Consider the following 26,927-nt stretch of genomic DNA (forward strand, 5'->3'; position numbering starts at 1 on the left):
CCGAAGGGTTTGCTGCTGCTTGCCGGACGCCTAGCTTTACTTTGTTTGTTGAACAAATTGCTGGAGGACCCGCTATGAAAGTTTTGCTTGCCGCCACTGCCGCCGCCCTGTGCCTGGCTGCTCCGCTTGGGGCTCAGGAGCGCACGCCGTCGCACCCGGATGCCAAGGTCTATTTTGTCAACCTGAAGGATGGCGATACTGTCACGTCTCCGGTGACTGTGGTCTTTGGCCTTTCGGCGATGGGGGTTGCCCCGGCGGGTACGGAGAAGGAGCACACCGGCCATCACCACCTGCTGATTGACCGCCCAGCAATCGGCGAGGGTGAAGACGGCGCGGATGAGCTGCTGTACGGATTGCCTGCGGATGAGCACCATGTGCATTTTGGCGGCGGGCAAACCGAGACATCAATTGAGCTGCCTCCGGGCCGCCACACCCTTCAGCTGGTGCTGGGCGACGCCAGCCATGTGCCGCACGAATCGCCTGTGGTGTCTGAAGTAATCACCATCAACGTCGAGTGACAGTTCGGTCTGCGGCGAAGCATTTGCTGGCTGGCGCAAGCTAGGCAGGAGGCCTTGAACCAACGAAGGGCCTCTCATGCTGACCTGCATTATCCGTTATCACATTGACCCCGCCAAAAAGGCGCAGTTCGAACAATACGCCCGCAATTGGGGTCAGGCGATCCCACGTTGCGGGGCTGAACTGATCGGCTACTATGCGCCGCATGAAGGCTCCTCGACCCTGGCCTACGGAATCTACAACGTGGACAGCCTGGCGGCGTATGAGGCCTACCGGACGCGGCTGGCGGCAGACCCCTTGGGGCGCGAAAATTACGAGTTCGCCCAGAAGGAGCGGTTCCTGCTGCGCGAGGACCGGACATGGCTCAAGCTGGCTTCGTCGCCGCATGGGAACGGAGGGGGGGAGCGCAGATGATTGCCGTTATTTTTGAGGTGGAGATCGCCGCAGGGCGGAAGGATGCCTATCTGGAAATTGCAGCGGAGCTGCGGGGGCTGCTTGAGGAGATGGAGGGGTTTATCTCCGTTGAGCGGTTTCAAAGCCTGAGCGCACCGGACAAGCTGTTGTCGCTGTCCTTTTGGCAGGATGAGGCGGCGGTGCAGCGCTGGCGTCATCTGGCGGAGCACCGCGTGGCACAAGGTAAGGGCCGGGCTGGAATCTTTGCCGACTACAGGCTGAGGGTTGCTGGGGTGATCCGGGATTATGGCATGATGGCGCGGCATGAGGCCCCGGCAGACAGTATTGCGGCCCACGGCTGAGCGCTTTGCGGGCCCGGCGCCTGAAGGGCGCGCGGGGACACTGCAGCCCGGCTTCGGCGCCTTGAAAGTGCGCCGGGTCCAACAGCGGGCAGGGCCTGACTAGTCCGGCTGCCGCAGGCGGGAGGCCTATGTCTTCTCAAAGGCTGGCGGCCAGCCGGGTGCCCTGATTGATGGCACGCTTGGCATCCAGTTCCGCGGCCACATCTGCACCGCCGATCACATGGGCGGTGATACCGCGTTCCGCAAGCTGATCTGCCAGCGACCGCTCAGAGACCTGGCCCGCGCAGAGCACGATGGTGTCCGCCGGGATCAACCGCGGGTTTTCGCGAGCCTCACCAAAGCTCACATGCAGGCCTTCCGCGTCGATGCACTCGTAATTGACGCCACCGACGAATTCCACCTCCTTCATCTTGAGCGTTGCCCGGTGGATCCAGCCGGTGGTCTTGCCCAGCCGCTTGCCGTGGCGTTCGGCCTTGCGCTGCAGCAGGGTAACCTGCCGGGCAGGGGCGGCGGGCTGCGGGCCTTCGGGGGCAAGGCCCGCGCGGTGCTCTGCCGGGTCGGCGACGCCCCATTCCTTCATCCAGGCGGGCAGATCGGTGGTGGGGCTGTGGCCCTCTTCCAGCAGGTATTCGGAGACGTCAAAGCCGATGCCGCCGGCACCGACCACGGCGACCCGCTGACCCACCGGTTTCTTGTGGCGCAGCACGTCGATGTAGCTGAGCACATTGTCCTGGTCCTGGCCGGGAATGGCGGGATCGCGCGGGGTGACGCCGGTGGCAATCACCACCTCGTCGAAGGCGGTCAAATTCTCTGCTGCAACTTCGCGACCCAGCTCCAGGGTTACACCGGCGTCTGCAACCATGGTCCGGTACCAGTCGACCAGCCCCCAGAATTCCTCTTTGCCCGGCACTTGTTTGGCCATGTTGAGCTGGCCGCCAATTTCATCGGCACGGTCAAACAGCGTCACTTGGTGGCCACGCTGGGCAGCCGTGAGGGCAGTGGCAAGGCCCGCCGGACCGGCGCCGACGATGGCGACAGATTTGGAAGTTGAGGCAGGTTCGATCACCAGTTCGGTTTCGTGGCAGGCGCGCGGGTTGACCAGACAGGAGGTGAGCTTGCCGCTGAAGGTATGGTCGAGACAAGCCTGGTTGCAGGCGATGCAGGGGGCAATTTGGTCCGCCTGTCCTGCTTCGGCCTTGGCGACGAAATCCGCGTCTGCCAGCATCGGCCGGGCCATCGACACCATGTCGGCGCAGCCGTCGGAGAGCACCTGCTCGGCCACTTCAGGCGTGTTGATGCGGTTGGAGGTGATCACCGGGATGCCGACCTTGCCCATCAGCTTCTTGGTCACCCAGGCAAAAGCCGCGCGGGGAACCGAGGTAGCGATGGTGGGAATGCGTGCCTCGTGCCAGCCGATGCCGGTGTTGAGAATTGTGGCGCCGGCCTTCTCGATTTCCTGCGCCAGCTGCACCACCTCCTCGTGGGTGGAGCCATTGGGCACCAGGTCGATCATCGACAGGCGGTAGATGATGATGAAATCGCGGCCCACGGCCTCGCGCGTGCGGCGCACCACCTCAATCGGCAGCCGCATCCGGTTTTCATAGGAACCGCCCCAGCGGTCGGAGCGCTTGTTGGTGTGGGTGACTAGGAACTGGTTGAGGAAGTAACCCTCGCTGCCCATGATCTCGACGCCGTCATAGCCTGCCTCCTGTGCCAGCCGGGCGGCGTTCACGATGTCGGCAATCTGCTTTTCGATGCCGTCCTCTTCCAGTTCATGCGGGGGGAAGGGGGAGATCGGCGATTTCACCGGGCTGGGGGCCACGCATTTGGGGCCGTAGGCATAGCGCCCTGCGTGCAGGATCTGCATGGCGATCCGGCCGCCGGCCTCATGCACACGGTCGGTCACCACGCGGTGGTTTTCGACGTCTTTGGGTGAGGTCATCATCGAGGCGCCCGGCAGCACCGAGCCTTCCAGGTTCGGGCCGATCCCGCCCGTCACCATCAGCGCCACCCCGCCGCGGGCGCGCGCGGCATAGAATTCAGCAACGCGGTTCCAGTCGCCGGTTTCCTCCAGCCCCGTGTGCATCGAGCCCATCAGCACCCGGTTCTTCAGCGTGATAAAGCCCAGATCCAGCGGGGCAAGCAGGTTGGGGTACGCAGTCATCTTGAAACTCTCCCTGGCAATTGGCCCTAGGATCAAGGGCGCGGGCCGCCTTGTCACGGCCAAACGCCGCGTCACCCCCTTGCGTGCCCCGGCGGCAAGCGGTCTAAGGTTGAGAAAACCCATGTTGAGGAGAGCCTGATGACGCCGGAAGAGATTGCCAAGCTGCCCTACCGCCCCAACGTCGGAGTGATGCTGATCAATGCCGAGGGCGCGGTGTTCGTCGGCCAGCGCAAGGACCGCTACAAGGATGCCTGGCAGATGCCGCAGGGCGGGATTGACGCGGGCGAGGACCCGCGGATTGCGGCGCTGCGCGAGCTGGAGGAAGAAACCGGTGTGGCGCCTGATCTGGTAGAGATCATCGCCGAAAGCAACGGCTGGCTGCCCTATGACCTGCCGCATGATGTGGTGCCCAGCTTCTGGGGCGGTAAATACCGCGGGCAGGAGCAGAAATGGTATCTGATGCGATTTCTCGGCACGGATGATCAGGTCAATATCGAGACGGATGATCCGGAGTTCTCGGCCTGGTGCTGGCAGCCGGTGGAGAGCCTTGTGGAGAAGATCGTGCCGTTCAAGCGCGAGGTCTATGCGCGGGTGGTGGCAGAGTTCCGGGAGTATCTGTGAGATGGATATGCGAGCCTGTTTTCGACCTGCCGGAACCGGTGCTGCCCTGACCGCGTGTATTCTGGCTGTTGCCGTCGGCCCCGCTGCTGCCCTCAGCTGCCTGCCCTGGGGCCCTGCGGACGCCTATTTGCATGCCGCGAATTCGGACAGCGTCTTTAATGTCATTGCGGGTGAACTGCGGTTTGACGAAAGCCAGCTGCCTAAGTCCCATTCGGGCAATCCCAATGACACCCCGCCGCTGACCCGCATCCCGGCACAGCTCTCAGGCAAGCTGCTGGACGGAAAGTATTTCTCAACCCGGGTTAGTGTGCCTGCGGTTATTGAGGTGGAGTGCCTCGGACCATGGTGCGGCGGCATGAAGTCCGGTGCAGGCTATGTAGTCTTTGCCGAGCAGCGCGGGCAGGAGCTGGTGGTCCGGGCCAACGCCTGCGGCGGGTTTGCGTTTGACGACACCTCCAACGTGCGGCGGCAGGTTCTGGGTTGCCACCGCGGCAAGGCCTGTGAACCGGCCGTGCCGCGGTGATACTGGTTATTCAGCTGCCGTTGCGGAGGGCCGGGACCGCAGCCGCACCTGGCCGAGCCAGAGGCTGAACAGGGCCAGTGTGGCGCCCAGCATCTGGTTGGGCGTCAGGGTTTCCCCCAGCAGAAGCCAGCCCAGGATCACGGCAGACAGCGGGCTCAGGACGCCGAGCAGCGAGACTTGCGACGGGTCGATCCGGGCGAGGCCGCGGAACCACAGGATATAAGTCAGCGCACCGCCGATGAGGCTCATGTAGGCAAGGCCCATGATATTGACAGCCGTGAAGACCGGCATCTCCGGCACCATCCACAGCGCAAGAGGCACCAGCAGCAGCCCGCCCGCGGTCAGCTGCCAGGCGGTGAAGGTGAGCGGCGGCACCGGCGGCTGCCACTTCCGGGTCAGAACAACGCCGGCGGCCATCGACAAGGCGCCGCCGAGACCGGCCAGGACACCCAGCGTGTCCAGCTTGGCGGCCGGGGTCAGCACCAGCAAGGCAACACCTGCCATGCTTAGAAGCGCGGCGGCAACGGCAGCAGGGCGGATCTGCGTCTGCAGCAGCAAGGCGGACAGGAACACCACGATCAGCGGCTGCACGGCGCCCAGCGTCGCGGCGACCCCGCCGGGCAGACGGTAGGCGGAGAGGAACAACAGCACCCAGAACAGCGAGAAATTCAGCGCTCCAAGAACCATCAGCCGCGGCAGCCAGCTGAGCGGCGGCAACTGGCGCACCAGCAGCAGCAGCAGCAGGCCCGCGGGCAGCGCCCTGAGAAGCGCCACCACCAGCGGTGAGTGGCCGGGCAGAAAAGTTGTCGTCACAATGTAGCTGCTGCCCCAGATGGCAGGGGCCAGCGCTGTCAGCAGAAGGGTCCGGATCGGCATGTGTTTCTCCTTATCTTGATATCGAGATAATGGATTTTATCTTGACGTCAAGATGTAAATACCTAAACCGGTGGCATGGACCATGTAGATTTTATTACCCAGCAATGGGGGCAGGAGCGGCCGGACCTGGATGTGACGGCTATGGGCATCATTGGCCGGGTCGCGCGGCTGTATCTGGCCTATCAGCGTGAGATGCATAAAACCTTCGCGGAGTTCGGGCTGAATGCGGCCAAGTTCGACGTGCTGGCCACCTTGCGCCGGTCGGGTGCGCCTTACACGCTGTCACCAGGCGATCTGCTGAAGGCGACAATGGTGGCGTCCGGCACTATGACCAACCGCATCGACCGGCTGGAGGCAGACGGGCTGGTCAAGCGCGAGGTGAACCCGGAGGACAGCCGCAGTTTTCTGGTTGGGCTGACAGAAGAAGGCTTTGCCCTGATCGATCGGGCCGTCACAGCCCATGTTGAGACCCAGACACGGTTGCTGAGCGCAATGAGCGGGCAGGACGTTGAGACCTTCAAAGTGCTTTTGAGCAAGGCGCAGCTGTCGGCTGACAGCTGAGGCTGGAACCGGTAGGCCCGTGTGCCTGCCGCAGGCAGGCTGCGCGGGGCGGCAAAGCCGCGCCGCGCTACGCCCAAGGGCCGAAAATGCACCGCGAGGTGCAGTTCCGGCGGGCGGGAGTGTCCGGCGGGATTAAACCAGCCCGGCTTCTTCCAGCAGGTGCCGCACGTTGGTTTCAGGGCGCGGGCCGATATGGCGGATGACTTCGCCTGCACAGATGCAGCCCATTCGAGCGCAGACTTCCATGCTGCGGCCGGTGGCGAGACCGAACAGGAAACCGGCAGCGAACTGGTCGCCTGCACCAGTCGCGTCAACCGGTGTGATCGTTTCGACCGGCACGTCGACACGCACGCCGTCATTCAACACAGTCACACCGTCGCCAGAACGGGTGCAAACCACCAGCGCGCAGATCGCGGCGGTCCTGGCCATTGCTTCTTCCAGGTCGCTGGTTTCGAACAGGGCGCAGATTTCGTCCTGGTTGCCGATCACGAAATCCAGCTCGTTGCTGATCAGGTTCAGGAAGTCGGCCCGGTGGCGCTCGACGCAGAACGGGTCGGAGATCGAAATGCCAACTTTGCCGCCGCCCTCACGGCAGTCGCGGGCCGCTTCCAGAAAGGCGGTCTTGCCCTTGTCCTTGTCGAACAGATAGCCTTCCAGGAACATGATCTGGGCGTTGCCGGCCACGTCCTGGGGCACGTCGTCGGAACTCAGTTCCGACGAAATTCCAAGGTAGGTGTTCATTGAACGCTCACCGTCCGGCGAGACAAAGATCATCGACCGCGAGGTCGGCATCTCGCCGTCCGCTACCGGCGCATTCACAAAGCTGACGCCCTCGTTGTTCATTGCATCGGCGTAGAATTTTCCAAGCGCGTCGTCACGGACGCGGCCGATGAAGGCTGACTGCAGCCCCAGCGCGCCGGCGCCGGCGATGGTATTGGCGACCGAGCCGCCAGGGGTTAGAACCCGGTTGCCCATTGCCGCATAAAGCTCTTCGCAGCGGTCGCGCTCGATCAGCTGCATGATGCCTTTTTCAATGCCTTGTTCAGCCAGGAAGCTGTCCTCGCATTGCGCAATCACATCCACCACGGCATTGCCAATGCCGACGAGCTGGTAGGTCTTGGTCATGGTCCCTCCTCGGGGAATTCCAAAGCGGTGTCATTTCAGGCGACTATGCCGCTCAAAAAGTTTACAGGTTCTTGTCTTCAAACATGCAGAGATCGCGGATGATGCAGGTTCCGCACATCGGTTTGCGCGCCTTGCAGTGATAGCGGCCGTGCAGGATCAGCCAGTGATGGGCATGCTGCTGGAAATCCGCGGGGATGTTATCCTCCACCGCGCGTTCCACGGCATCCACATCCTTGCCCGGCGCAATGCCTGAGCGGTTGCCGACTCGGAAGATGTGGGTGTCCACCGCCTGCGCAGGCTGTTTCCACCACATGTTCAATACAACATTGGCCGTTTTACGCCCCACGCCGGGCAAGGATTGCAACGCAGCGCGGGAATTCGGGACTTCGCCGCCGTAGTCCTCGACCAGGATCCTGGACAGCTTGATCACATTCTTGGCCTTGTTGCGGTAGAGGCCAATTGTTTTGATATGCTCGATCAGGCGTTCCTCGCCCAGATCCAGCATCTTTTGCGGGGTGTCGGCAATCTTGAACAGCTCACGGGTCGCCTTGTTGACCCCTGCATCGGTTGCCTGTGCCGACAGTGCAACCGCAACGACCAGCGTGTAGGCGTTGACGTGTTCCAGTTCACCCTTGGGTTCGGGCTCGGCTGCCTGAAAGCGCGTGAAGATCTCGCGCAGCGTATGATAATCGAGTTGCTTTGCCATCGCGCGCCATATGTACAGAGCGGGTGTCAAAGAGCAATTGAAATTGCGCCTTTCCTGCTGCGGGCTCCTGCCTAGTAGGAAAACCCGCAAGTTCCGGGTCGATTGCAGTGTTGGGCCGGAGTATGTTGAATACACAACCACGAAACAGGCTGGACCGATGAATATCGAAGCGCGGGAAAACTCCTATCACTATGGTGTCATGCGCCGGGCGATTGAGCTGATCGACGATGGCGGCGAGGATCTGACGCTGGAGCAGCTGGCGGCCCGCATGGATATGAGCCCGGCGCATTTCCAGCGTTTGTTTTCGGCCTGGGTTGGTGTGTCTCCCAAGCGCTACCAGCAGTACCTCCGCCTGGGGCACGCAAAGGCACTGCTGCGGGACCGGTTCACCACTTTGGAGGCCTCGCATGCGGTGGGGTTGTCGGGATCAGGGCGGCTGCACGACATGTTTCTGCGCTGGGAGGCGATGAGCCCTGGCGAATATGCCCGCAAAGGGGACGGCCTGCAGATTTTCTGGGGCTGGTTTGACAGCCCCTTTGGGCTTGCTCTAGTGATGGGCACGGAAAAGGGTATTTGCGGACTGGCATTTGCTGCCGAGACTGGCGCCGAACCTGCCATGGCCGATATGCGCGCCCGCTGGCCTCAGGCTGAGTTCATTGAGGACCCGTCTGCCCTGCGCCCTTTGGCGGAGGCCGCCTTTGCCCAAAAGGGGGAAACTGCGCTGCACATGATCGGTGCACCTTTGCAGATCAAGGTATGGGAAGCGCTGCTGCGCATCCCGTCAGGCCATGTTACCACTTATTCAGAACTGGCCCATGCCATCGGCGCCCCCAAGGCCGTGCGCGCAGTTGGCACAGCAGTCGGACGCAACCCTGTCAGCTGGCTGATCCCCTGTCACCGCGCCTTGCGGAAATCCGGCGCACTGGGCGGCTATCACTGGGGGCTTCCGGTCAAACGCGCGATGCTCGCCTTTGAGGCTGCGCGGGATGAGGAGGCTGCGGCAGGTGATATGTGCGCTGCCGGCTGAATAGGCGCTGCAGCAGGCTAGGTGCTGCGGGCTTAAAGGCCTGTCGGGCTTCGTGGCGCTTTCGCGCTTCCTCACGCTCAATCTCATGCGGGGTAAAAGCACGTTGCCTGCTGTCCCAGCGGTCCAGACCCAGGGTAATCATCACAATCCAATCATAGCTCAGCATAGGGTTCCTCCTTTTCCGGTGGCCAGAAAATCAGACCTCTGCTGACATGCTGTTGTCAGTGGTGTGTGTTAGTGTGTCAGCAGAATGTCACTGGAGCCCCGCCAATGCCCCGCACCGGCCGTTTGTTCGAGATCATCCAAATCCTGCGTTCCGCCTCAGCACCGGTGCGGGCAGAGGATCTTGCGGCACAGCTGGAAGTGTCCAAACGCACCATCTACCGGGACATCGTTGCCCTCCAGGCAATGCGCACTCCGGTGGAGGGGGAAGCAGGGATCGGCTACATGCTGCGCAAGGGCTATGATCTGCCGCCGCTCAATTTCGATGAGGAGGAGCTGGAGGCGCTGCATGTGGGATTGGCGATGCTGATGCGCACGGGCGATGGAGCCTTGCAGAAAGCAGCGGAGCGGGTGAGCCACAAGATCAAGGATGTGCATGCGACCGCCGACTGGCTGCAGGTTGCCCCTTGGGGTGCACCGCTGGATGACCCGCAGCAGGGTTGCGTCTCCAAGGCCCTGCTGCGCCAGGCAGTGCGGGAAAGCCGCAAACTGCATCTGACGTATCTTAGCCCTGAAAGGGGTGAAAGCCGCCGCACCTTGCGGCCGCTTGCCCTGATTTATCACATCGAGTGCACCATGCTGGCTGCCTGGTGCGAGCTGCGTGGCGGTTTCAGGCATTTCCGTACTGACCGGATGCTGGCCGCGGAATTGCGGGAAGTGGATTTCGCCGCCGAGGCTGCTGCCTTGCGTAAACTGTGGATGGAACAGGAGGGCTGGAACTTTGCTTTTGCGCCCTGAAAATGCATGTGTTTTTCGTTTTTTGCGCGGTAATCCGCCTAAATGAAAACGCTTTGCCTTGAGAACGTGGCGCGACATCCCGATATTCGAGCAGACTGCCGGGCGCTGCCCGGAGCTTGGAAAGCAGAAGGCAATTTTATGATGCAGATGAAACTCACCACGGCTGGTATTGTCGCCGCAACCCTGACACTTGGCGCTTGTACCGATCCCGCAACTGTCGGCACTCCGGGCAGCAACACTCAAAAGGGTGCGGTTCTTGGCGGTATCATCGGCGCTGGCGTTGGTGCGATTGCCAATGATTCCGATCGCGGCCTAGGTGCGGTGACCGGTGCGCTGGTTGGTGCGACCGCCGGCAGCGTGATTGGCAATCAGCTCGATGCGCAGGAGCGCGAGCTGCGCCAGAACCTGTCGAACGATGATATCACCATCGTCAATACTGGCGATCGGCTGATCTTGTCATTCCCGAACGATCTGACATTTGCCACTGACAGTGCCGCGGTTTCGCCGGCCGTGCAGGGCGATTTGCGCCGCGTGGCGAACAGCCTCGTGCGATACCCCAACAGCACCATCCAGGTTATCGGCCATACCGACAGCGATGGTGATGCAGGTTACAACCAGGGCCTTTCTGAGCGCCGGGCAAATGCAGTCGCCAGTGAAATTGCAGCTGGCGGTGTGCCTTATCACCGCATGCGCATCATCGGCCGCGGCGAGGAACAGCCGGTGGCCTCGAACCTGACACCGGAAGGCAAGGCCCGCAACCGCCGCGTCGAGGTGGTGGTGATCCCGCAAGCCGCCTGACCTGGCCCTGGCGGCACGAATTGCAGCCCGTCCCGCAAGGGATGGGCTGTTTTCGTTCCGGTGTAGCGGCTTTACGCAACGCTGCACATTGCTTGCGCGGGTATGGCTGTTTCATGCTGGAGGCGGCCTCTTACATGATGGGGCAACACGAGACGCTAACAGAAGGAACTCCCCATGGCTGACCCTGTCCTGCTGACCATTTCCGGCTCGCTGCGCCGAGAGGCCACCAATCGCAGGCTACTGGCTGAAGCGGCGCGGGTGTTCGGCCCGGCCATTGTCGTGGAAGCCGATCTGAACTTGCCGCTCTATGATGGCGATGCGGAAGCGGCAGAGGGGATCCCGCCTGCGGTGCAGGCTCTTGCGGATCAAATTGCGGCTGCGGATGTGGTGGCGATCTCTACGCCGGAATACAACAAGGGGCCGTCGGGAGTACTGAAGAATGCGCTCGATTGGGTCAGCCGCACCGAGGGCAGCCCCTGGGCGGACAAACCTGTGGCAGTGATGTCGGCGGCGGCAGGCCGGGCCGGGGGCGAGCGGGCGCAGATGATCCTGCGCGGTTTTCTGGTGCCGTTTCAGCCGAGGCTGATTACCGGACCAGAGGTGCACCTAGCGGCGTCTGGAAAGCAATTCGACGAACAGGGGCGGCTGACAAGTGAGCAGTATGAAGCCACACTAACCAAGCTTATGCAGAAGCTGCGGGCCGAAGCGTCTCGTTGAAAGTGAAGGGGGCAGGCAGGTTGCATGCTCCCGCGATTGAAGCTTCCCTTGGGGCCGATTGGCGGCTTGGATGCGGCGCCGCCAGCGCGGCGCCGGGAACCCGCTGAAAACCTTTCAAGGAACAGGTTTGCTCATCAAAACGGGTGTTAGAAGTTGTTTTCCACCCGGAATCCCACTGGGATGCTGTCTTTTTCCTCCAGCAGCAAGTCCGCCATCACATGGGCGGCCTTGGGAGCCATACCAAAACCGATCTTGAAACCTCCATTGGTGATGTAATGGCCGTTCCGCCCAGGCCAGGCTCCGAGCATCGGGGCACGTGACTTGGCACGGGGGCGGACACCTGCCCAGCGTTCGATCACCTCAGCCCCGTGCAGCACCGGCACCGCTGCGCGGGCGCGCTCAATCACGTCGTCCAGTTGAGCGTCGGTAGCTTTTCCGTCGTCAAATTCCCGCTCGCTGGTGGAGCCGATCGCCAGGGTGCCGTCTGCATGCGGGATGATGTGCAGGCTGTCCGCATAAAGCTGCGGCACTTCGCCTTCGTGGAAGCGCAGAAGTGCCGCCTGGCCCTTGACGCCGCCGCCGACGGTTTTGCCGAAGCTTTCATTCAGTTCCAAGAGGCCCGCGTAACCCTTGGCGTGGACTACCTTGCCTTGGTCCGGAGCCTCGGCCTGTATCTCCACACCCATAACCGCAAGGGCGGAGACCAGCGCTTCGCAGGCGCGGCGGGGGTGCATGCGGGCGCTGAGGGTATCGTGAATGACATAGCCGGTGGCGCTGGGTGGTACCCAGGGCCCCAGGCTGTCTGCCTTGCAGACAGTCCATTCGGCCTCGTCCCTCCACAGTTCGCGGGCTGAGATTTCGCGGCTGCGGGCGAGCTCCAGGGAGCGCTCGTCGTTGATGGGCTGCAAGCGCCCGGTGCGGCCATAGCCGGGAGAAACACCGCCGGTGGCCTCAACTTCCTGCCAGAAGCCTTCTGCCATCAGCAGGCTTTCTAGCTGGAATTGTTTCTTGGGATTCCAGTTCTCCGGCACATGCGGGGCCAGGGCGCCGACCAGGCCGCCGCTGGAGCCGGCACCTGCGCCGAATGGGTCCACCACCTGCACATGCGCGCCGCGGCGGGCGCAGAGCCAGGCGATCGACAGGCCGAAAATACCCGCCCCTCGCACCGTTACATCTGCCATTGCCATTTCGGTATCCTTTCGCCAGTGTCGCGCCGTTCCAAACACTCACTTAGGGGATTATAGCATGGCAGACCAGCAGGCCCGCCTCAGCTGGCGCGATGGCACTGTTCCAGTGTCGGATCAGTTTGATGATCCCTATTTTTCGATCCAGGACGGGCTGGCGGAGACGGAGCATGTGTTCCTGGCCGGTAACGATTTGCCATCGCGGTTTGCGCTGGGCTTTCATATCGCCGAGCTCGGCTTCGGCACCGGCCTCAACATGCTGGCGGCCTGGCGTGCCTGGGAAGCGGCAGGGCAGGAAGAGCCATTGCGCTTTACCAGTTTCGAAGCCTTTCCGATGGTGCCCGCCGACATGGCCAAGGCACTGGAGGCGTTTCCTGCGGTCGCCCCCTGGGCGCAGCGGTTTCTGGCCAAGTGGCAGGGCACCGGGGCTTGTGATCTGGGCAGTCTGCAACTGGAGGTGATCCAGGGCGACGCGCGGATGTCGCTGCCGGAGTGGACAGGGCAGGCGGATGCCTGGTTTCTGGACGGGTTTTCTCCGGCCAAGAATCCCGAACTGTGGGAAGAGTCGCTGATGGCGGAGGTTGCGGCGCATACCGCGCCCGGCGGCTCGGCGGCGACCTACACGGCGGCAGGTTTTGTCCGCCGCGGGCTGGAAGCGGCAGGATTTGAAGTGACCCGCATCCCCGGCTACGGGCGCAAGCGGCATATGACAAAGGCGGTACTGCGATGAGCATGGTTCCACAGCCCAAAAGCCTGCCTCAGCCTCGGGTGCAACAGAACAACGTGCCGCTGGGTATTCTGCTGATGATCGGCGCCACCATCGTCTTTGCCCTGCAGGACGGTATCTCGCGCCACCTGGCGGGCACCTACAACACCTACATGGTCGTAATGGTCCGCTACTGGTTCTTTGCCGCATTTGTCGTGTTCCTTGCGGCACGGGCCCAAGGCGGGATCAAGGAGGCAGCCCGTACGGATCAGCCGTGGCTGCAAATCTTCCGCGGCGTCTTGCTGGTCGGGGAAATCTGCGTGGCGGTCTATGGCTTTACCGTGCTCGGCCTGATCGAGAGCCAGGCAGTGTTCATCTGCTATCCGCTGCTGGTGGCAGCGCTGAGCGGCCCGGTTCTAGGCGAGAGCGTCGGCTGGCGGCGCTGGGCGGCGATCGGCGTCGGCCTGATCGGGGTGCTGGTTATCCTGCAGCCGGGCATGGGCGTGTTCAACCCGGCCGCGGTGATACCGTTCATCTCGGCGCTGATGTTTGCCGTTTACGGGCTGGTGACGCGCTACGCCGCGCGCAAGGACAGCACCGCCACCAGTTTCTTCTGGACCGGGGTTGCCGGCATGGTCTTCATGACCGCAATCGGCATCTGGTTCTGGGAGCCGATGAGCCAGGGCGACTGGTTCTGGATGGCGCTGCTGTGCGTTTCGGGCGTGACCGGCCACTGGCTGCTGATCAAGTGTTATGAAATGGCCGAGGCCAGCGCAGTTCAGCCTTTCGCCTATTTCCACCTGATCTGGGCGGCGATGCTGGGCATGGCGGTGTTCGGCGAGGTGATCCGCACCAATGTCGCCATCGGTGCGGGCATCATCATCGCCGCGGGCCTGTTCACCCTATGGCGCGAACGCGTGAAGGGTTGAGCCCTTCAGCTCCTTTGAAAACGGCACCGGCAGCGGCTTCTTGCCCAGCCGCGCGCGGTAGACAGGCAGGCTTTCGGTCACACGCATCACGTAGTTCCGGGTCTCGTTGAAGGGGATGTGTTCGATCCAGTCAACGATATCGGGGTCACCGTCCCGGGGATCGCCATAGCGTTCCATCCAGGCAATGGGGCGGTGCGGGCCGGCATTGTAGCCGGCCGCCATCATCACCACGTTGCCGCGGAACTTGCCGGCTAGGCCTGCCAGGTAATTGGCCCCCAGCTTGGCGTTGTAGTCCCATTCCGCTGTCAGGCGGGACGTCTTGTGGTTTGCCAGGATGCCCAGCTCGGTCGCCACCAGCTTGGCCGTTGCCGGCATTACCTGCATCAGTCCGCGCGCACCGGCATGGCTTATGACCGCCGGGTCGAATTCGCTTTCCCGCCGCGCAATAGCCAAGGTCATTTCTTCGGCCATTGGAAGCTGCCGCTTGGCAACGGGGTGCAGCGGGTAGTAGGCGCCCTCCAGCTCTACCCCGCCACGGGCTGCGCGTTTGGAGATCATCACAGCCAGATGCGGCTGGTCCATGTCCACTGCCATCTGTCCCAGCTGGCGCGCCTGTACCGGTGGCAGGGTTTCGACCAGATGAGTAAGAAAGCGCTCGGCCAGCGCCAGATCGCCAGCTTTCAGCAGTTGCAACCCGGCCTCTGCCACCGAGGACTGCATGAATGCCGCCTCGCGCCAGTCCGGCATGGGGGCGGGTGTCACCAGGGCAGGATCAAAGGGGCGTCCCAGTTTTTCGGCGGCCAGCAGTCCGTAGAAAGACGTCTGATATTCTGCACCCCTCGCATAAGCCTCGTGTGCTTTGTCGGCCTCTCCCATTGCCGCATAGGCCCGGCCCAGCCAGTAGCCGCCGCGGCCGATCGAGATCGGGGTCTCGACGGAGGAAAGAAAGCGCTGGAAGTGCACCGCAGCCAGTTCCGGGTCGCGCAGCTTCTGCAATGCGATGTAACCTGCCAGCCATTCACAGTCGGAATAGCCGTAACCGTCATCGGGCGTGGAGAAATGATAGGCCGCAAGCTGGTAGGCGCGCTCATGTTCGCCGTCACGCATCACCTGGCGGGCCAGATCACGGCGGCGGCGCAGCCATTTTTCCGGCTCACCCAGGTTATCGGCACTGGTACTGCGATCTAACAGCATTTCTATCGCGCTCTCCTGCAGCCGCTTGCGGTCGCGCCAAGAAAAACGGTCATAAGCAAGTCCAGCTGAACCCGTCAGGCTGGCGGGAATGGCTTCGATTTTTGCATCCACGCCGGCGGCACGCTCCTGCAAGGCAATGCGGGCTTCGGCCAGTTTGCGCTCACCCTCGGGCACCAGCGGCAGCATCCGCTTGGAACTGACCAGATGATCCTCCCACAAGAGCCGGTCCAGCCGGGCGGCATGGTGCGGCTTCAGCAACTTGCTGAAGTCCCGCAGATAGAGATCCTGAATAGCGCTGCCCATTGCCATGGTACGCCAAGCCAGCACAATTTCCGCCTCACCTTCGCCGTGGCGGCCGTCTGTTATAAGGGCCTTACCCAAGCTCAGCGCACCTTCGGCGGTTTGCGGACGCTGCTTGGCATAGAAGGCCAAAATAGTTTCACGCCCGGTGGCGGCAATGGCGTCCTCGTTCTGGCGGCGCAGGTAGTCCAGTCCAGGCCAGTCCGGGCGCCGCTGAAGAAACGCCATCACATCGCTGACGGAACCTAGCCCAGCCCGAAGCCGGTGCCATTCAATGATATCGTGTGCCACGCTTTTCGGCTTGCCTGCCTCGCGGGCTGCGTCTGCCCACTTCTCCGACCGCATCAGGTCCAGCGCCTTGCCCAGGTCGCGCGCCTGGGCAGATGCCCCAGGCAGGGCAGCCGCAATCAGCAGAATAAGGGCCAGGATGCGTGTCATCTCTTGCATTTTCCAACGGTCCGGGGATAGAGGCTTGAACGTTACTCATTGGCGTGCCGGTATCAACTCAAATCACCGGCATTCCGTATCTTGACGGCGGCGGATTGCCGCCTGCACCTGCAGCGAAGGGAGCGTGCCCATGTTTAAAGGCTCTATGCCAGCACTCGTTACCCCGTTTTCGAACGGCGAGCTGGATCTGGATGCGCTCAAACGTCTGGTGGAATGGCAGATTGCCGAAGGCTCTACCGGCCTGGTGCCTGTCGGCACCACTGGTGAAAGCCCGACCCTGACCCACGAAGAGCATGAGATGGTCATCGCAGAAACGGTAAAGGCAGCAGCCGGCCGGGTGCCGGTAATCGCGGGTGCAGGCTCAAACAACACTGTTGAGATGATTCGCTTTGTCGAGTTTGCCAAGAAGGTTGGTGCCGATGCGGCGCTGGTTGTGACCCCTTATTACAACAAGCCGACCCAGCGCGGCATGGTGCAGCACTTCCAGGCCGCCCATGACTGCGCCGAGCTGCCGATCATCATTTACAACATCCCCGGCCGTTCGGTTGTCGACATGACGCCTGCGACCATGGGCGAGCTGGCCAAGCTGCCGCGCATCATCGGGGTGAAGGACGCCACTGGCGACCTGGCCCGAGTCAGCCAGCAGCGCGCCGCCTGTGGTAAGGACTTCGTGCAGCTGTCCGGTGAAGACGCCACCGCGCTGGGCTTCAACGCGCACGGCGGCATTGGCTGTATCTCGGTGACCGCAAATGTTGCGCCAAAACTTTGTGCTGAGTTCCAGGCCGCCACGCTGGCAGGCGACTATGCCACGGCGCTGGAGTATCAGGACAGGCTGATGCCGCTGCATGAAGCGATCTTCATCGAGCCAGGCCTTGCAGGGGCGAAATACGGTCTGTCCAAGCTTGGCATGTGCAGCGAAGAGGTGCGTTCGCCGCTGACCACGCTGGAAGACAGCACCAAAGCAGCGATTGATGCAGCCATGCTGCACGCTGGCTTGCTGTAACTCCTCTCCAAAGATCGAACCCGTCAGGGCGGCCTCCACTGGAGTGCCGCCCTTTTTGCTTCTTTCTGGTTTGAAACGCTCCGGGTTGAATTGCTCTACTAGGACAAGAGGGGTTGACCCCTTTAGTCCAGAGCACCAGCCAGATGCCGGGTTTTGTCTGGATTGCGGGTCACATAGATCTTTGTGATCCTGCCATTCGTGATTTCCAGAGACGTCGCCTGCAGGATACCGTCCTCCGCTTGGTTCAGCACTGCCGGGAGGCCGTTCAGGCGGCAAAAACGCCAGCGTTTCGGAAGCGTGTTGGCAAACTTGCGTGCGATACCTTCCATGAGCCGCAGCACTTTGTCCCGGCCGTAAATCGGATTGAGGGCGGCCATCGCCTTGCCGCCGCCGTCAGAGATCAGCTGCACATCCTGCGCCAGAAGCTGGGTTAGCGTTGCTGTGTCACCGGTTCTGGACGCGCGAAAGAAGGCCTCGGTCAATTCCCGCCCCTGATCCGGGTCCGCGGGGCGCTCTGGCCGCAGCTTCTGCACTTTGCGCCGTGCCCGCGCAGCGAGCTGCCGGCAAGCGTCAGGGGTGCGGTTGAGGGCGGTGGCAATGTCACCGTATGAGCTGTCAAAGATGTCATGCAACAGGAAGGCAGCGCGTTCCAGCGGTGAAAGGGTTTCCAGTGCCAGCAGAAGGGCAATCGAGACGTCATGATCCAACTGATCAGCCACGTCCTCGGTCAGCAGAGGCTCCGGCAGCCATTCGCCGGGATACGTCTCGCGCCGCACCCGGGCCGATTTCAGCTGGTCCAGGCACAGCCGGGTGGTGATCCGCATCAGGTAGCCTGTAGGGTCCTGCACGTCCTTCCGGGGTGCTGTCTGCCAGCGCAGGAACGCATCCTGCAGGATGTCTTCGGCGTCGCTGACCGTGCCCAGCATCCGGTAGGCGGCCGCAAACAATCGCGGCCGCGCTGTCAGGAACGCGTCGGTTCCTTCGTCCCTTTCCTGAGCTGTCACGCGGCGTTGGCCTCCTCAGCGGCAGGATGCGGGGTGCGGAAGCCGATTGCAATGCGGTTCCATGCGTTGATGGCGCTGATCAACAGTGTCAGCACCACTTGCTCACGTGGAGAGAACAGCCTGGTTGCTTCCTCGTAATCCGCATCCGGGGCACCGGTTGTTTCCACCCGCGTCAGCGCTTCGCACCAGGCCAGCGCGGCACGTTCCCTCTTCGAGTAGAGAGAGGATTCCCGCCATGCATTCAGCAGTTGCATCCGGTCCTCGCTTTCACCATGTGCGCGCAGGTCGTGGCTGTGCATGTGGATGCAGAAGGCGCAGCCGTTGATCTGCGAGGCCCGCAGTTTCACCAGTTCCACCAGGCTGTGCTCCAGCGTGCTGTCCTTGAACAGCTTCTCCTGCTCCAGCATCGGCTGGAACAGTTCGGGAGCAATGGCGAAGTAGTCTAGGCGTTGGGTCATAGTTCTGTTCCTTTCTAATCGCTTCAGGAACAGGACGAGGCAGCCAGGGCGTTTGTGACACCTACGGTAAAAAATACTTCAAAAAATTGAGGCGCCCCTTCGGCGCCCCGGTAGATATCAGCGTTTGCCGTAGTAGAGGCCAACCACATGTTCGGCCTGGGCAAAGAAAAGCCAGCGTGAGGTGGCGACGCCTGCGAGATGTGACAGCACCGCGAGGGCGGCAAACACATGCTTGATCACGATGCCCTGAACCGGGGTCAAGATCAGCAGCAGCGGCAGGGCAAAGCCGAGGATAAAGGCAATCATCCGCAGCTTCTGCGCGTGCTTGCGGCCGACCACATGCACAAACTCGCGCAAGAGATAGTTGGAGCCGGTGTGCGGCGGTTCAAAGGCGCGGACCGCGCCGCGGTCGCCAAGGCCGGTGGCGGTGCCCAGACTGGTGCCAGAGTTTTCAAGCGCCTTATCGCCCTTGGTCCAATAGGCCAGCTGCACCGCGCCTGCGATGGCCAGCAGCCAGGGCGCCACCGACTCCGCTCCGGCCAGCAGCGCGCCGCCTGCCAGGCTGAAAGACAGAAACATTGCAGGCGTCAATTCCATGTTCCAGCGCGGGATGGTTTTCAATTGGGTGTAGATCATTGAGGTGGTGAAGACGGTGGCCAGGCTCAATGCCGCACCGATCCAGCCCAGCAGAGTCCACTGGCTGTCCATGAAGACCGCGCCAAGCGCATAAAAGCCCATGACGATCAGAGCTCCGACCGCGCAGACGCCTTCACGGCTGAGCCAGCTGGTTTTCCACTGGGTGAGGGCACGCCAGGCGCGCTCCGGGTGGCCCAGGTGGAAGGTCGAGGCCAGCAGGCCGCCGCAGGCCAGGCCAAAGGCAATGGCATAGAACACGAAGGCTACTGTGCCGGTCACAGCTGGCTGACCGAGCCCGAGGAAGAACAGCAGGCCAAAACCCAGACCCGACAGGGTGGTAAAGATGATGACTGAGGGTGCAGGATGCATCAGTTCGCTCCTCCCGGAAGTTTGTCGAGGGCCTTGTCCAGCCAGCCCATGAAGCCCTGCGGCTCCTCAGCAACCGGCGCAAGCAGCGGGGCGAGAATGTCGATCTGCTCCTCTATCTGGTCCTTGGGGCGGGGCGGCAGGTATTTATTTACCGGTTTGGTGCCCATTTCCGGCATCAGGTCCATGCCGCCGCGCTCTGCCACCAGTTTAGAGACATCACTGTCCGGGTCGCCTAGATCGCCGAAATGCCGCGCGCCTGCGGGGCAGGTGCGCACGCAGGAGGGGATGCGGTCCACCTCCGGCAGGTTCTCGTTATAGATCCTGTCAACGCAGAGGGTGCATTTCTTCATCACGCCCTCGGCCAAGTCCAGTTCCCGCGCGCCATACGGGCAGGACCAAGCGCAAAGGCCGCAGCCGATGCAGTGGTCCTCGTTCACCAGCACGATGCCGTCCTCGGCGCGCTTGTAGCTGGCGCCGGTGGGGCAGACGGTGACGCAGGGCGCGTCCTCGCAGTGCAGGCAGGACTTGGGGAAATGAATTAGCTGCGCATGGCCGTCCGCAGGCTGCACCTCATAGGAGTGAACCCGGTTCAGGAAGGTGCCTGAAGGATCGCCGCCATAGGGATTCTGATCACTGAGCGGCGCGCCGTAGTTTTCCGTGTTCCAGCCTTTGCAGGAGATCACGCAGGCATGGCAGCCGACGCAGGTGTCCAGGTCGATGACCAGGCCCATCTTGCGTTCTGTGGAGTTGGGGAGCTCGGTCATTTGCCTACTTTCCACTTCAGTTCTTTCGGGCCGGTGCCGACCGGGGACTCTTGCGCCGGGAAGGCCGGCTGGCTTTCCTGCAGGTCAGAAGGCGTCGCGGCCTTTTCGATTTTGACTTTGAGGTCGAACCAGGCCGCCTGGCCGGTGATCGGGTCTGAGTTCGCCCACCGCATGCCGTCGCCCTTGGCGGGCAGCAACTCGTGGATCAGGTGATTGAGCAGGAAGCCCTTGGTGGCCTCCGGCGCATCCTGTTCCAGTGCCCATGCGCCTTTGCGCTTGCCGATGGCGTTCCAGGTCCAGACGGTGTTGTCATTGAGTGCCGCCATCTCCATCACCGGCACGGTGATTTCCCCGTGCGGCGAGGTGACCTTGGCCCAGTCGCCGTCCTGCAGCCCATGCTCGCGCATCAGCTTGGTTGGGACATATAGCGGATTGCGTCCATGCAGCTGCCGCAGCCAGGCGTTTTGGGTGCCCCAGGAGTGGTACATCGCCATCGGGCGCTGGGTTAGCGCGTTGACTGTAAAACCCTCGTTGCCTTGCTGGTCGGTCTCGTACCAGATTGGCAGTGGGTCCATGACGTCCTTCACCCGCTGGCGCAGATGCTCGGGGGGCTGGCGTTCGCCGTGGCCCTCTGCAGCCAGCTGGAACTTGCGCATCGGCTCCACATAAAGCTGGAACAGATAGGGCTGCGGGCTGTCATAGATGCCCATGCCCACCGCCCAGTCCTGATAGGCGGTGTTCCAAGGTTTGTAGTAGTCGGCACCTTCCGGGATGTGGGCGACGTAGAAACCGCCGTTTTCGATGTATTTGTCCAGCTGCTCAGGGTTCACTGCGCCGCGGCCTTCCTTGTCGCCGTTTTCACCGCGGAAGCCTGCCAGCGGGCCGATACCCGGCTTGCGCTCGTGGTTGACGATGTAGTCGGCGTAATCCTTCCACTTGGGCGTCCGGTCCTCGTTGGTGAAGTTCGGCAGCTTCATCCGGTTGGCGAGCTGGATCAGCACCGTCTGGAAGCCGCGGACATTCCGGTCCGGCTCAATCACCGGCCAGCGGATGGCATCTGCCGCTGCATCCGCTTCGCAGATCGGGCGGTCCAGCAGCGAAATGCAGTCGTGGCGCTCCAGATAGGTGGTGTCGGGCAGGATCAGATCGGCAAAGGCCACCATCTCCGACGAATAGGCATCCGAGTAGATGATATGCGGGATCTTGTAATCACCGTTTTCATCCTTGTCGGTCAGCATCTCCATTACACCCTTGGTGTTCATGGAGGAGTTCCACGACATGTTGGCCATGTACATGAACAGCGTGTCGATTTTGTAGGGATCGCCCGCATGCGCGTTGGAGATCACCATGTGCATGAGGCCATGGGCCGACATTGGGTTTTCCCAGGTGAAGGCCTTGTCGATGCGTGCGGGGCTGCCGTCTTCCTTCAATGCCAGGTGCTCCGGGCCGCGGACAAAGCCCAGGTGCGGGCCGTCCAGAGGGGTGTCGGGCGTAGATTTGCAGTGCGGTGTCGGGTGCGCCTCAACCGGCTTGGGGTAGGGCGGTTTGAAGCGGAAGCCGCCGGGAACCTCGACGGTGCCCAAGAGGATCTGCAGCACATGCAGCGCGCGGCAGGTCTGGAAGCCGTTCGCGTGTGCCGAAACCCCGCGCATCGAGTGCATCGAGACCGGGCGGCCCGTCATCTTGGAGTGTTTCTCACCGCGGAAGTCGGTCCATTCGACATCCAGCTCAAACGCCTCGTCAAAGGCGACGCGGGCCAGTTCACCGGCAATGGCGCGGATGCGTTTCGCCGGGATGCCGCATTTGTCTGCCACCGCTTCAGGGGCGTATTCATCCGCCAGGTAGCGCTCGGCCATCAGGTGGAACACCGGGCGATGGATGGCGCCGTCTTTTTCGTAGACCGCCGACAGGTCCGGGCGCACGCCGGGCTGGTCAAACGGGGTCAGCTGGCCGGTATTGCGGTCGATGACCAGCATCTTGCCATCGTCGTCGCGCAGGAACAGGCCCTTGTCCGGCCCCTCTGACGCGTTGATCAGCACGGGCGCGTTAGTAAAGCGGCTGAGATAGTCGAGGTCGATCTTGCCAGCCTTCATCAGCACGTGGATCATCGACAGGATAAACAGGCCGTCAGTGCCGGGAGTTATGCCGACCCAGTCATCCGCCACCGCGTTATAGCCGGAGCGGATCGGATTGACGCCGATCACCCGCGCACCGCGCTTCTTGATCTTGCCGATGCCCATCTTGATCGGGTTGGAGTCGTGGTCCTCTGCCACGCCGAACAGCATGAACAGCTTGGTGTGTTCCCAGTCGGGCTGGCCGAATTCCCAAAACGCCCCGCCCATGGTGTAGATGCCAGCGGTCGCCATATTGACCGAGCAGAAGCCGCCATGCGCGGCATAGTTCGGCGTGCCATAGCTTTGCGCCCAGAAACTGGTGAAGCTTTGCGACTGGTCGCGCCCGGTGAAAAACGCCAGCTGTTCCGGTGCCTCATGGCGGATCGGTTCCAGCCAGCCCACGGCAATGGCCAGAGCCTCGTCCCAGGTGATTTCCTTGAATTGCCCCGACCCCCGCGGCCCGGTTCGCATCATTGGCGCCCTCAGCCGAGAGGGGGCGTTGACCTGCATGATGCCTGCAGACCCTTTGGCGCACAAAACACCCTTGTTGACCGGGTGGTCGCGGTTGCCCTCGATGTAGGCGGCCTTGCCGTCCTTCATATGCACATTAATGCCGCAGCGGCAGGCGCACATGTAGCAGGTGGTCTTCCGGATCTCATCCGAAACCTTAGGCGAGGTGTTCAGGATTGGCTGCTGATGAGTCATGGGCGGGTCCTGTTGGGTGTTTCGGGCGACCGTATGACGGAAAGCCTCAATATGGGAATAGTGTTCTGCAACGGTTTAGTCTTTTGGAACATTTGTTCAAATTTCCGGGCGCTTGGCGCCCGTAGCCTGCAGGATGGTGACGGCGATGATCTGGGTGACATCCTCGGCACTGCAGCCGCGCGACAGGTCGTTGGCGGGTCTGGCCAGTCCCTGCAGAACCGGGCCGATGGCGGAGTAGCCGCCTAGCCGTTGGGTGATTTTGTAACCGATGTTACCGGCATCCAAGTTGGGAAAGATCATCACGTTGGCCTGGCCTGCGACGCCGGAGCCGGGTGCCTTGCGTTCACCCACCGACGGTACGAAGGCGGCATCGAATTGCAGTTCGCCATCGGCTGGCAGGTCCGGGTGTGTGTCCTGGAACAGCGCCAGGGCTTCAGTCACCTTGTCCACTGCCGGGTGCTTGGCGCTGCCCTTGGTGGAGAAGCTGAGAAAGGCCAGCTTAGGATCCACCCGCATAAGTGTGCTGGCTGACTGTGCAGAGGCAGCGGCGATCGACATCATTTCATTGGGACTTGGGTCAATCACCAGTCCGCAGTCGGAATAGAGCATCGCGCGGGCATCCTCTGGCGCGCTTGCAGGCGGGTACATCAGGAAAAAGGAAGAGACCATGCCTGCATCCGGCGCCATACCGATTACTTGGATCGCGCTGCGCACCACGTCGCCGGTTGTATGCTCGGCACCGCCGACGGTGCCGGTGGCATGACCCAAGCGTACCAGCATGGCGGCATAGACTAGCGGGGTTTCAGCTGCAGCTCGGGCTTTTGCCTCATCCACGCCCTTGTGTTTGCGCAGATCATAGTACTCTACCGCAAAGCTTGCAGTCAGATCCGAGGCGGCCGGGTCGTGGATCGCGACGCCTTCGCTGGCTTCGGCGCCCTCGGCTTGCAGCGCGGCTTCGACTTCAGCCTGCGGGCCGACCAGGATCACATCGGCGATGCCGGCCTGATGCGCGGCCAGAGCGCCTGCAACCACACGGGGGTCAGTGCCCTCGCTCAGCGCAACAACTGGACGGGTCGCCGGGGCTTCGGCCTTCAGCAGTTCGAGCGGGGACAAGGTTTGGGTCACGAGGGTCAGGTCCTGTAACAACGGTTTCGGGGCAGGGCGGGTATCAGAACGCCAGCCGCGCGATATTGATCAGCGAAAGCGCGGTCAGCATCAGAACCACCGCGCGGCGGAACAGCCTTTGCGAGACCGCCTTGAAACTATGGGACCCGGCCCAGATGCCGAGGCCCAGAATGGGAAAGGCCAGCAGGATGCCCGTCAGGGTTTCCGGTCCGACCAGTCCGTTTGCGGCCATAACCGGAAGCGCCATCAGGTCAATGCCGGTCAGGAACACGATCATCGTGGCCCGGAACACCGCAGGCGGAACCGGCTGCGCGGTTAGAAAGGCCGCCACGGGCAGGCCACCGACGCCGGCACTGTTGGCAATGCCTGCAATGGCACCTACGCCTACATTGCCGTTGCGCCCCACGGGGCGCTCCAGTTGCCAGCCGCTCAGCAGAACCAGGCTGAGGACCAGGATCAGGCTCGAGATTGCCAGCCGGGCTTCCTGCTCCCCCAGCCGCGCCATGATAGCGATGGCGGGCACGGTGGCGATGGCGGCGCCTGCCAGCAGGGCAATGGCCCGGTGCCAGTCGATATGCGGGCGGATGTCCCGTGCCTGAAAGGCGGTCATGGCAATTTCGCAGGAAAACACCACCGGGATCAGCGGCAGCGGGTTGGTTGTCAAGGCTGCCAAAATGATGAAAATCGCGGAAAATCCGAAACCTGAGAAGCCCCGGATAACGGCCGCCGTGAATAACGCGGCGGCCAAAAATGCCCCTTGGCCGGTGGACAGGTCAAAGGGCAAATCCATGGTCTTAGACTTTCTGCGGACGCATGTCGTCCTTGCTGATGCCTGCAACCTGAACCGGTTTCTTCATCGCGTCGCGGCGGAAGGGCTCGCCCAGTTCCTGGTTGATCATCGCTTCGATCAGGGTGGTGATGCCTTTCTTCTGGTCTTCGCAGGCCTGGCGCAGGGCGTCGGTCAGCTCTTCCTGAGTGCGGGCAATCACACCTTTCAGGCCGCAAGCATTGGCGATACCGGCATAAGACACCTGGGTGTCCAGCTCGGTGCCGACAAAGTTGTCGTCGAACCACAGGGTGGAGTTACGCTTTTCCGCGCCCCACTGGTAGTTGCGGAAGACAACCTGGGTCACGGCGGGCCATTCTTCGCGGCCGATTGCGGTCAGCTCGGTCACTGCGATGCCGAAGGCGCCGTCGCCGGAGAAGCCGACAACCGGAACGTCTGGGCAGCCGATTTTCGCACCGACAACCGCCGGCAGGCCGTAGCCGCAGGGGCCGAACAGGCCGGGGGCCAGGTACTTGCGGCCTTCCTCGAAGGACGGGTAGGCGTTGCCGATGGCGCAGTTGTTGCCGATGTCGGAGGAGATGATCGCATCCTTCGGCAGGCCGGCCTGGATCGCACGCCATGCACGGCGCGGCGACAGCCAGTCAGGCTTGGCAGCGCGGGCACGCTCGTTCCAGGTGGTGCCGGGATCGTCCTGCTCGCTGTCCATCGAGGACAGTTCCTGCGCCCAGGAGGATTTGGTGTGTGCGATCAGCGCCTTGCGCTCGTCGCGGCCCTCGTCGCCTGCGGTGCCGGACAGTTTGCCCAGGATGGTGTCTGCAACCTGCTTGGCGTCGCCGACGATGCCGACGGTGACTTTCTTGGTCAGGCCGATGCGGTCCGGGTTGATGTCAACCTGGATGATCTTCGCGTCGGTCGGCCAGTAGTCGATGCCGTAGCCGGGCAGGGTCGAGAACGGGTTCAGGCGGGTGCCCAGGGCCAGAACGACGTCGGCTTTGGAGATCAGTTCCATGCCGGCCTTGGAGCCGTTGTAGCCCAGCGGGCCAGCGAACAGCGGGTGCGAGCCGGGGAAGGCGTCATTGTGCTGGTAGCCAACGCAGACCGGCGCGTCCAAGCGTTCGGCCAGGGCCATCGAGGACGGGATCGCGCCGCCGATGACAACGCCGGCACCGTTCAGGATGACCGGGAATTTTGCGTTCGACAGCAGTTCAGCCGCTTCATTCACGGCGTCGGTGCCGCCTGCGGGGCGTTCAAAGTCGACGACCGCCGGCAGCTCGATGTCGACGACTTGGGTGAAGTAGTCGCGCGGCACGTTTATCTGGGCCGGAGCAGAGTTGCGCTTGGCTTGCATGATCACGCGGTTCAGGACCTCTGCCATGCGGGACGGGTCGCGCACTTCTTCCTGGTAGCAGACGCAGTCAGCGAACATGCGCATCTGTTCCATTTCCTGGAAGCCGCCCTGACCCATGGTCTTGTTTGCGGCTTGCGGGGTAACCAGCAGCAGCGGGGTATGGTTCCAGTAAGCGGTTTTGACAGCGGTGACGAAGTTGGTGATGCCGGGGCCGTTTTGCGCGATCATCATCGACATCTTGCCGGTGGCGCGGGTATAACCGTCTGCCATCATACCGCCGGATCCCTCGTGGGCGCAATCCCAGAAGGTGATGCCCGCCGGCTCGAAGATGTCGGAGATCGGCATCATGGCCGAGCCGATAATACCAAAGGCATGCTCGATGCCGTGCATCTGAAGCACTTTGACGAAGGCTTCTTCGGTGGTCATTTTCATGGGTTTTGCTCCTGAGTGAGACGCATATTCCGCCCGGGCCAGACTGCCGGGAATTGACTCTGGTTTAGGGGGC

The 26,927-nt window shown here is 62.4% G+C and carries 27 protein-coding genes; 13 read left to right on the top strand and 14 right to left on the bottom strand.

Annotated features, from left to right (window positions below; translation table 11 throughout):
• The first annotated feature begins 74 nt into the window (after positions 1–74).
• The 3 genes from RA24_RS11175 to RA24_RS11185 all read left to right on the top strand — a co-directional run bounded on the left by RA24_RS11175 (position 75) and on the right by RA24_RS11185 (position 1,271).
• Positions 75–518, top strand: a complete 444-nt coding sequence (locus RA24_RS11175) for a DUF4399 domain-containing protein (RefSeq protein WP_039149569.1) — start codon at positions 75–77, stop codon at positions 516–518.
• Between the two features lie 76 nt (positions 519–594).
• Entirely contained in the window at positions 595–930 is a 336-nt protein-coding gene (locus tag RA24_RS11180) for an NIPSNAP family protein (protein WP_039149566.1), read from the top strand.
• Positions 927–1,271, top strand: a complete 345-nt coding sequence (locus RA24_RS11185) for an antibiotic biosynthesis monooxygenase family protein (protein ID WP_019297277.1) — start codon at positions 927–929, stop codon at positions 1,269–1,271. The genes RA24_RS11180 and RA24_RS11185 overlap by 4 nt, the downstream gene beginning before the upstream one ends.
• A gap of 136 nt (positions 1,272–1,407) precedes the next feature.
• Here the strand turns inward: RA24_RS11185 and RA24_RS11190 are convergent, their stop codons facing one another.
• Positions 1,408–3,435 (bottom strand): NADPH-dependent 2,4-dienoyl-CoA reductase, encoded by a 2,028-nt coding sequence (locus RA24_RS11190; protein WP_039191550.1) that lies wholly within the window; start codon positions 3,433–3,435, stop codon positions 1,408–1,410.
• Positions 3,436–3,573: 138 nt separating this feature from the next.
• Here RA24_RS11190 and RA24_RS11195 point away from each other — a divergent pair, with 138 nt between their 5' ends.
• Positions 3,574–4,056: an RNA pyrophosphohydrolase gene (locus tag RA24_RS11195; protein ID WP_019297275.1), complete on the top strand. Its 483-nt coding sequence runs from the start codon at positions 3,574–3,576 to the stop codon at positions 4,054–4,056.
• Positions 4,057–4,063: 7 nt separating this feature from the next.
• The gene (locus tag RA24_RS11200) at positions 4,064–4,579 is read left to right on the top strand and encodes a hypothetical protein (protein WP_237754587.1); all 516 of its coding nucleotides are present in this window, start codon (positions 4,064–4,066) and stop codon (positions 4,577–4,579) included.
• Positions 4,580–4,585: 6 nt separating this feature from the next.
• Here RA24_RS11200 and RA24_RS11205 read toward each other — a convergent pair whose 3' ends face one another.
• A complete protein-coding gene (locus RA24_RS11205) occupies positions 4,586–5,455 on the bottom strand; it encodes an EamA family transporter (RefSeq protein WP_039149562.1) in 870 nt (289 codons plus the stop codon).
• A 75-nt stretch (positions 5,456–5,530) separates the two neighbouring features.
• On the opposite strand from RA24_RS11205, the gene RA24_RS11210 reads away from it, so the two are divergent.
• Positions 5,531–6,016: a MarR family winged helix-turn-helix transcriptional regulator gene (locus tag RA24_RS11210; protein WP_019297272.1), complete on the top strand. Its 486-nt coding sequence runs from the start codon at positions 5,531–5,533 to the stop codon at positions 6,014–6,016.
• Between the two features lie 132 nt (positions 6,017–6,148).
• Here the strand turns inward: RA24_RS11210 and RA24_RS11215 are convergent, their stop codons facing one another.
• Together RA24_RS11215 and nth are read right to left on the bottom strand one after the other, a co-directional pair.
• Entirely contained in the window at positions 6,149–7,141 is a 993-nt protein-coding gene (locus RA24_RS11215) for an adenosine kinase (RefSeq protein ID WP_039149559.1), read from the bottom strand.
• A gap of 61 nt (positions 7,142–7,202) precedes the next feature.
• Entirely contained in the window at positions 7,203–7,847 is a 645-nt protein-coding gene (nth, locus tag RA24_RS11220; protein WP_019297270.1) for an endonuclease III, read from the bottom strand.
• A 157-nt stretch (positions 7,848–8,004) separates the two neighbouring features.
• Here nth and RA24_RS11225 point away from each other — a divergent pair, with 157 nt between their 5' ends.
• The 4 genes from RA24_RS11225 (at position 8,005) to RA24_RS11240 (ending at position 11,349) form a co-directional block, all read left to right on the top strand.
• Positions 8,005–8,874 (top strand): methylated-DNA--[protein]-cysteine S-methyltransferase, encoded by an 870-nt coding sequence (locus RA24_RS11225; RefSeq protein WP_039191552.1) that lies wholly within the window; start codon positions 8,005–8,007, stop codon positions 8,872–8,874.
• 270 nt (positions 8,875–9,144) lie between these two features.
• Complete coding sequence (locus tag RA24_RS11230) at positions 9,145–9,834, top strand: helix-turn-helix transcriptional regulator (RefSeq protein WP_019297268.1); 690 nt, start codon at positions 9,145–9,147, stop codon at positions 9,832–9,834.
• A gap of 138 nt (positions 9,835–9,972) precedes the next feature.
• A complete protein-coding gene (locus tag RA24_RS11235) occupies positions 9,973–10,632 on the top strand; it encodes an OmpA family protein (protein WP_019297267.1) in 660 nt (219 codons plus the stop codon).
• Positions 10,633–10,806: 174 nt separating this feature from the next.
• Positions 10,807–11,349 (top strand): NADPH-dependent FMN reductase, encoded by a 543-nt coding sequence (locus RA24_RS11240; protein WP_039173725.1) that lies wholly within the window; start codon positions 10,807–10,809, stop codon positions 11,347–11,349.
• 146 nt (positions 11,350–11,495) lie between these two features.
• On the opposite strand, the gene RA24_RS11245 is transcribed toward RA24_RS11240, so the two are convergent.
• Positions 11,496–12,536, bottom strand: coding sequence for an NAD(P)/FAD-dependent oxidoreductase (locus RA24_RS11245; protein WP_019297265.1), 1,041 nt, complete (start codon positions 12,534–12,536; stop codon positions 11,496–11,498).
• Positions 12,537–12,594: 58 nt separating this feature from the next.
• Between RA24_RS11245 and mnmD the strand changes: the two genes are divergently transcribed.
• Positions 12,595–13,263 carry a tRNA (5-methylaminomethyl-2-thiouridine)(34)-methyltransferase MnmD gene (gene mnmD / locus RA24_RS11250; RefSeq protein ID WP_039149552.1) on the top strand — a complete coding sequence of 223 codons (669 nt, stop codon included), beginning with the start codon at positions 12,595–12,597 and terminating at the stop codon, positions 13,261–13,263.
• Positions 13,260–14,168, top strand: a complete 909-nt coding sequence (locus RA24_RS11255) for a DMT family transporter (protein ID WP_019297263.1) — start codon at positions 13,260–13,262, stop codon at positions 14,166–14,168. Before mnmD ends, RA24_RS11255 begins: the two co-directional genes overlap by 4 nt.
• Here the strand turns inward: RA24_RS11255 and RA24_RS11260 are convergent.
• On the bottom strand, positions 14,142–16,100 hold the full coding sequence (locus RA24_RS11260) for a lytic transglycosylase domain-containing protein (RefSeq protein WP_019297262.1): 1,959 nt from the start codon (positions 16,098–16,100) through the stop codon (positions 14,142–14,144). The two genes, RA24_RS11255 and RA24_RS11260, sit on opposite strands and share 27 nt — an antisense overlap.
• A 139-nt stretch (positions 16,101–16,239) precedes the next feature.
• Here RA24_RS11260 and dapA point away from each other — a divergent pair, with 139 nt between their 5' ends.
• A complete protein-coding gene (gene dapA, locus RA24_RS11265) occupies positions 16,240–17,112 on the top strand; it encodes a 4-hydroxy-tetrahydrodipicolinate synthase (RefSeq protein WP_039191553.1) in 873 nt (290 codons plus the stop codon).
• A gap of 122 nt (positions 17,113–17,234) precedes the next feature.
• On the opposite strand, the gene RA24_RS11270 is transcribed toward dapA, so the two are convergent.
• The 8 genes from RA24_RS11270 to xsc form a co-directional block, all read right to left on the bottom strand.
• A complete protein-coding gene (locus RA24_RS11270) occupies positions 17,235–18,116 on the bottom strand; it encodes a sigma-70 family RNA polymerase sigma factor (RefSeq protein ID WP_039191555.1) in 882 nt (293 codons plus the stop codon).
• A complete protein-coding gene (locus RA24_RS11275) occupies positions 18,113–18,574 on the bottom strand; it encodes a carboxymuconolactone decarboxylase family protein (protein WP_019297259.1) in 462 nt (153 codons plus the stop codon). The genes RA24_RS11270 and RA24_RS11275 overlap by 4 nt, the downstream gene beginning before the upstream one ends.
• 117 nt (positions 18,575–18,691) lie before the next feature.
• Positions 18,692–19,579 (bottom strand): dimethyl sulfoxide reductase anchor subunit family protein, encoded by an 888-nt coding sequence (locus RA24_RS11280; protein ID WP_039149538.1) that lies wholly within the window; start codon positions 19,577–19,579, stop codon positions 18,692–18,694.
• Positions 19,579–20,343: a 4Fe-4S dicluster domain-containing protein gene (locus RA24_RS11285; RefSeq protein WP_039149537.1), complete on the bottom strand. Its 765-nt coding sequence runs from the start codon at positions 20,341–20,343 to the stop codon at positions 19,579–19,581. The genes RA24_RS11280 and RA24_RS11285 overlap by 1 nt, the downstream gene beginning before the upstream one ends.
• A complete protein-coding gene (locus tag RA24_RS11290; RefSeq protein WP_039191558.1) occupies positions 20,340–23,162 on the bottom strand; it encodes a molybdopterin oxidoreductase family protein in 2,823 nt (940 codons plus the stop codon). The genes RA24_RS11285 and RA24_RS11290 overlap by 4 nt, the downstream gene beginning before the upstream one ends.
• Positions 23,163–23,258: 96 nt before the next feature.
• Entirely contained in the window at positions 23,259–24,287 is a 1,029-nt protein-coding gene (gene pta, locus RA24_RS11295) for a phosphate acetyltransferase (RefSeq protein WP_039191800.1), read from the bottom strand.
• 43 nt (positions 24,288–24,330) lie between these two features.
• Entirely contained in the window at positions 24,331–25,077 is a 747-nt protein-coding gene (locus RA24_RS11300) for a sulfite exporter TauE/SafE family protein (protein WP_039191561.1), read from the bottom strand.
• Between the two features lie 4 nt (positions 25,078–25,081).
• Complete coding sequence (gene xsc / locus RA24_RS11305; protein WP_039149528.1) at positions 25,082–26,854, bottom strand: sulfoacetaldehyde acetyltransferase; 1,773 nt, start codon at positions 26,852–26,854, stop codon at positions 25,082–25,084.
• Positions 26,855–26,927 lie beyond the last annotated feature (73 nt).

The sequence above is a fragment of the Leisingera sp. ANG-M6 genome, assembly GCF_000813905.1.
Lineage (GTDB): Bacteria > Pseudomonadota > Alphaproteobacteria > Rhodobacterales > Rhodobacteraceae > Leisingera.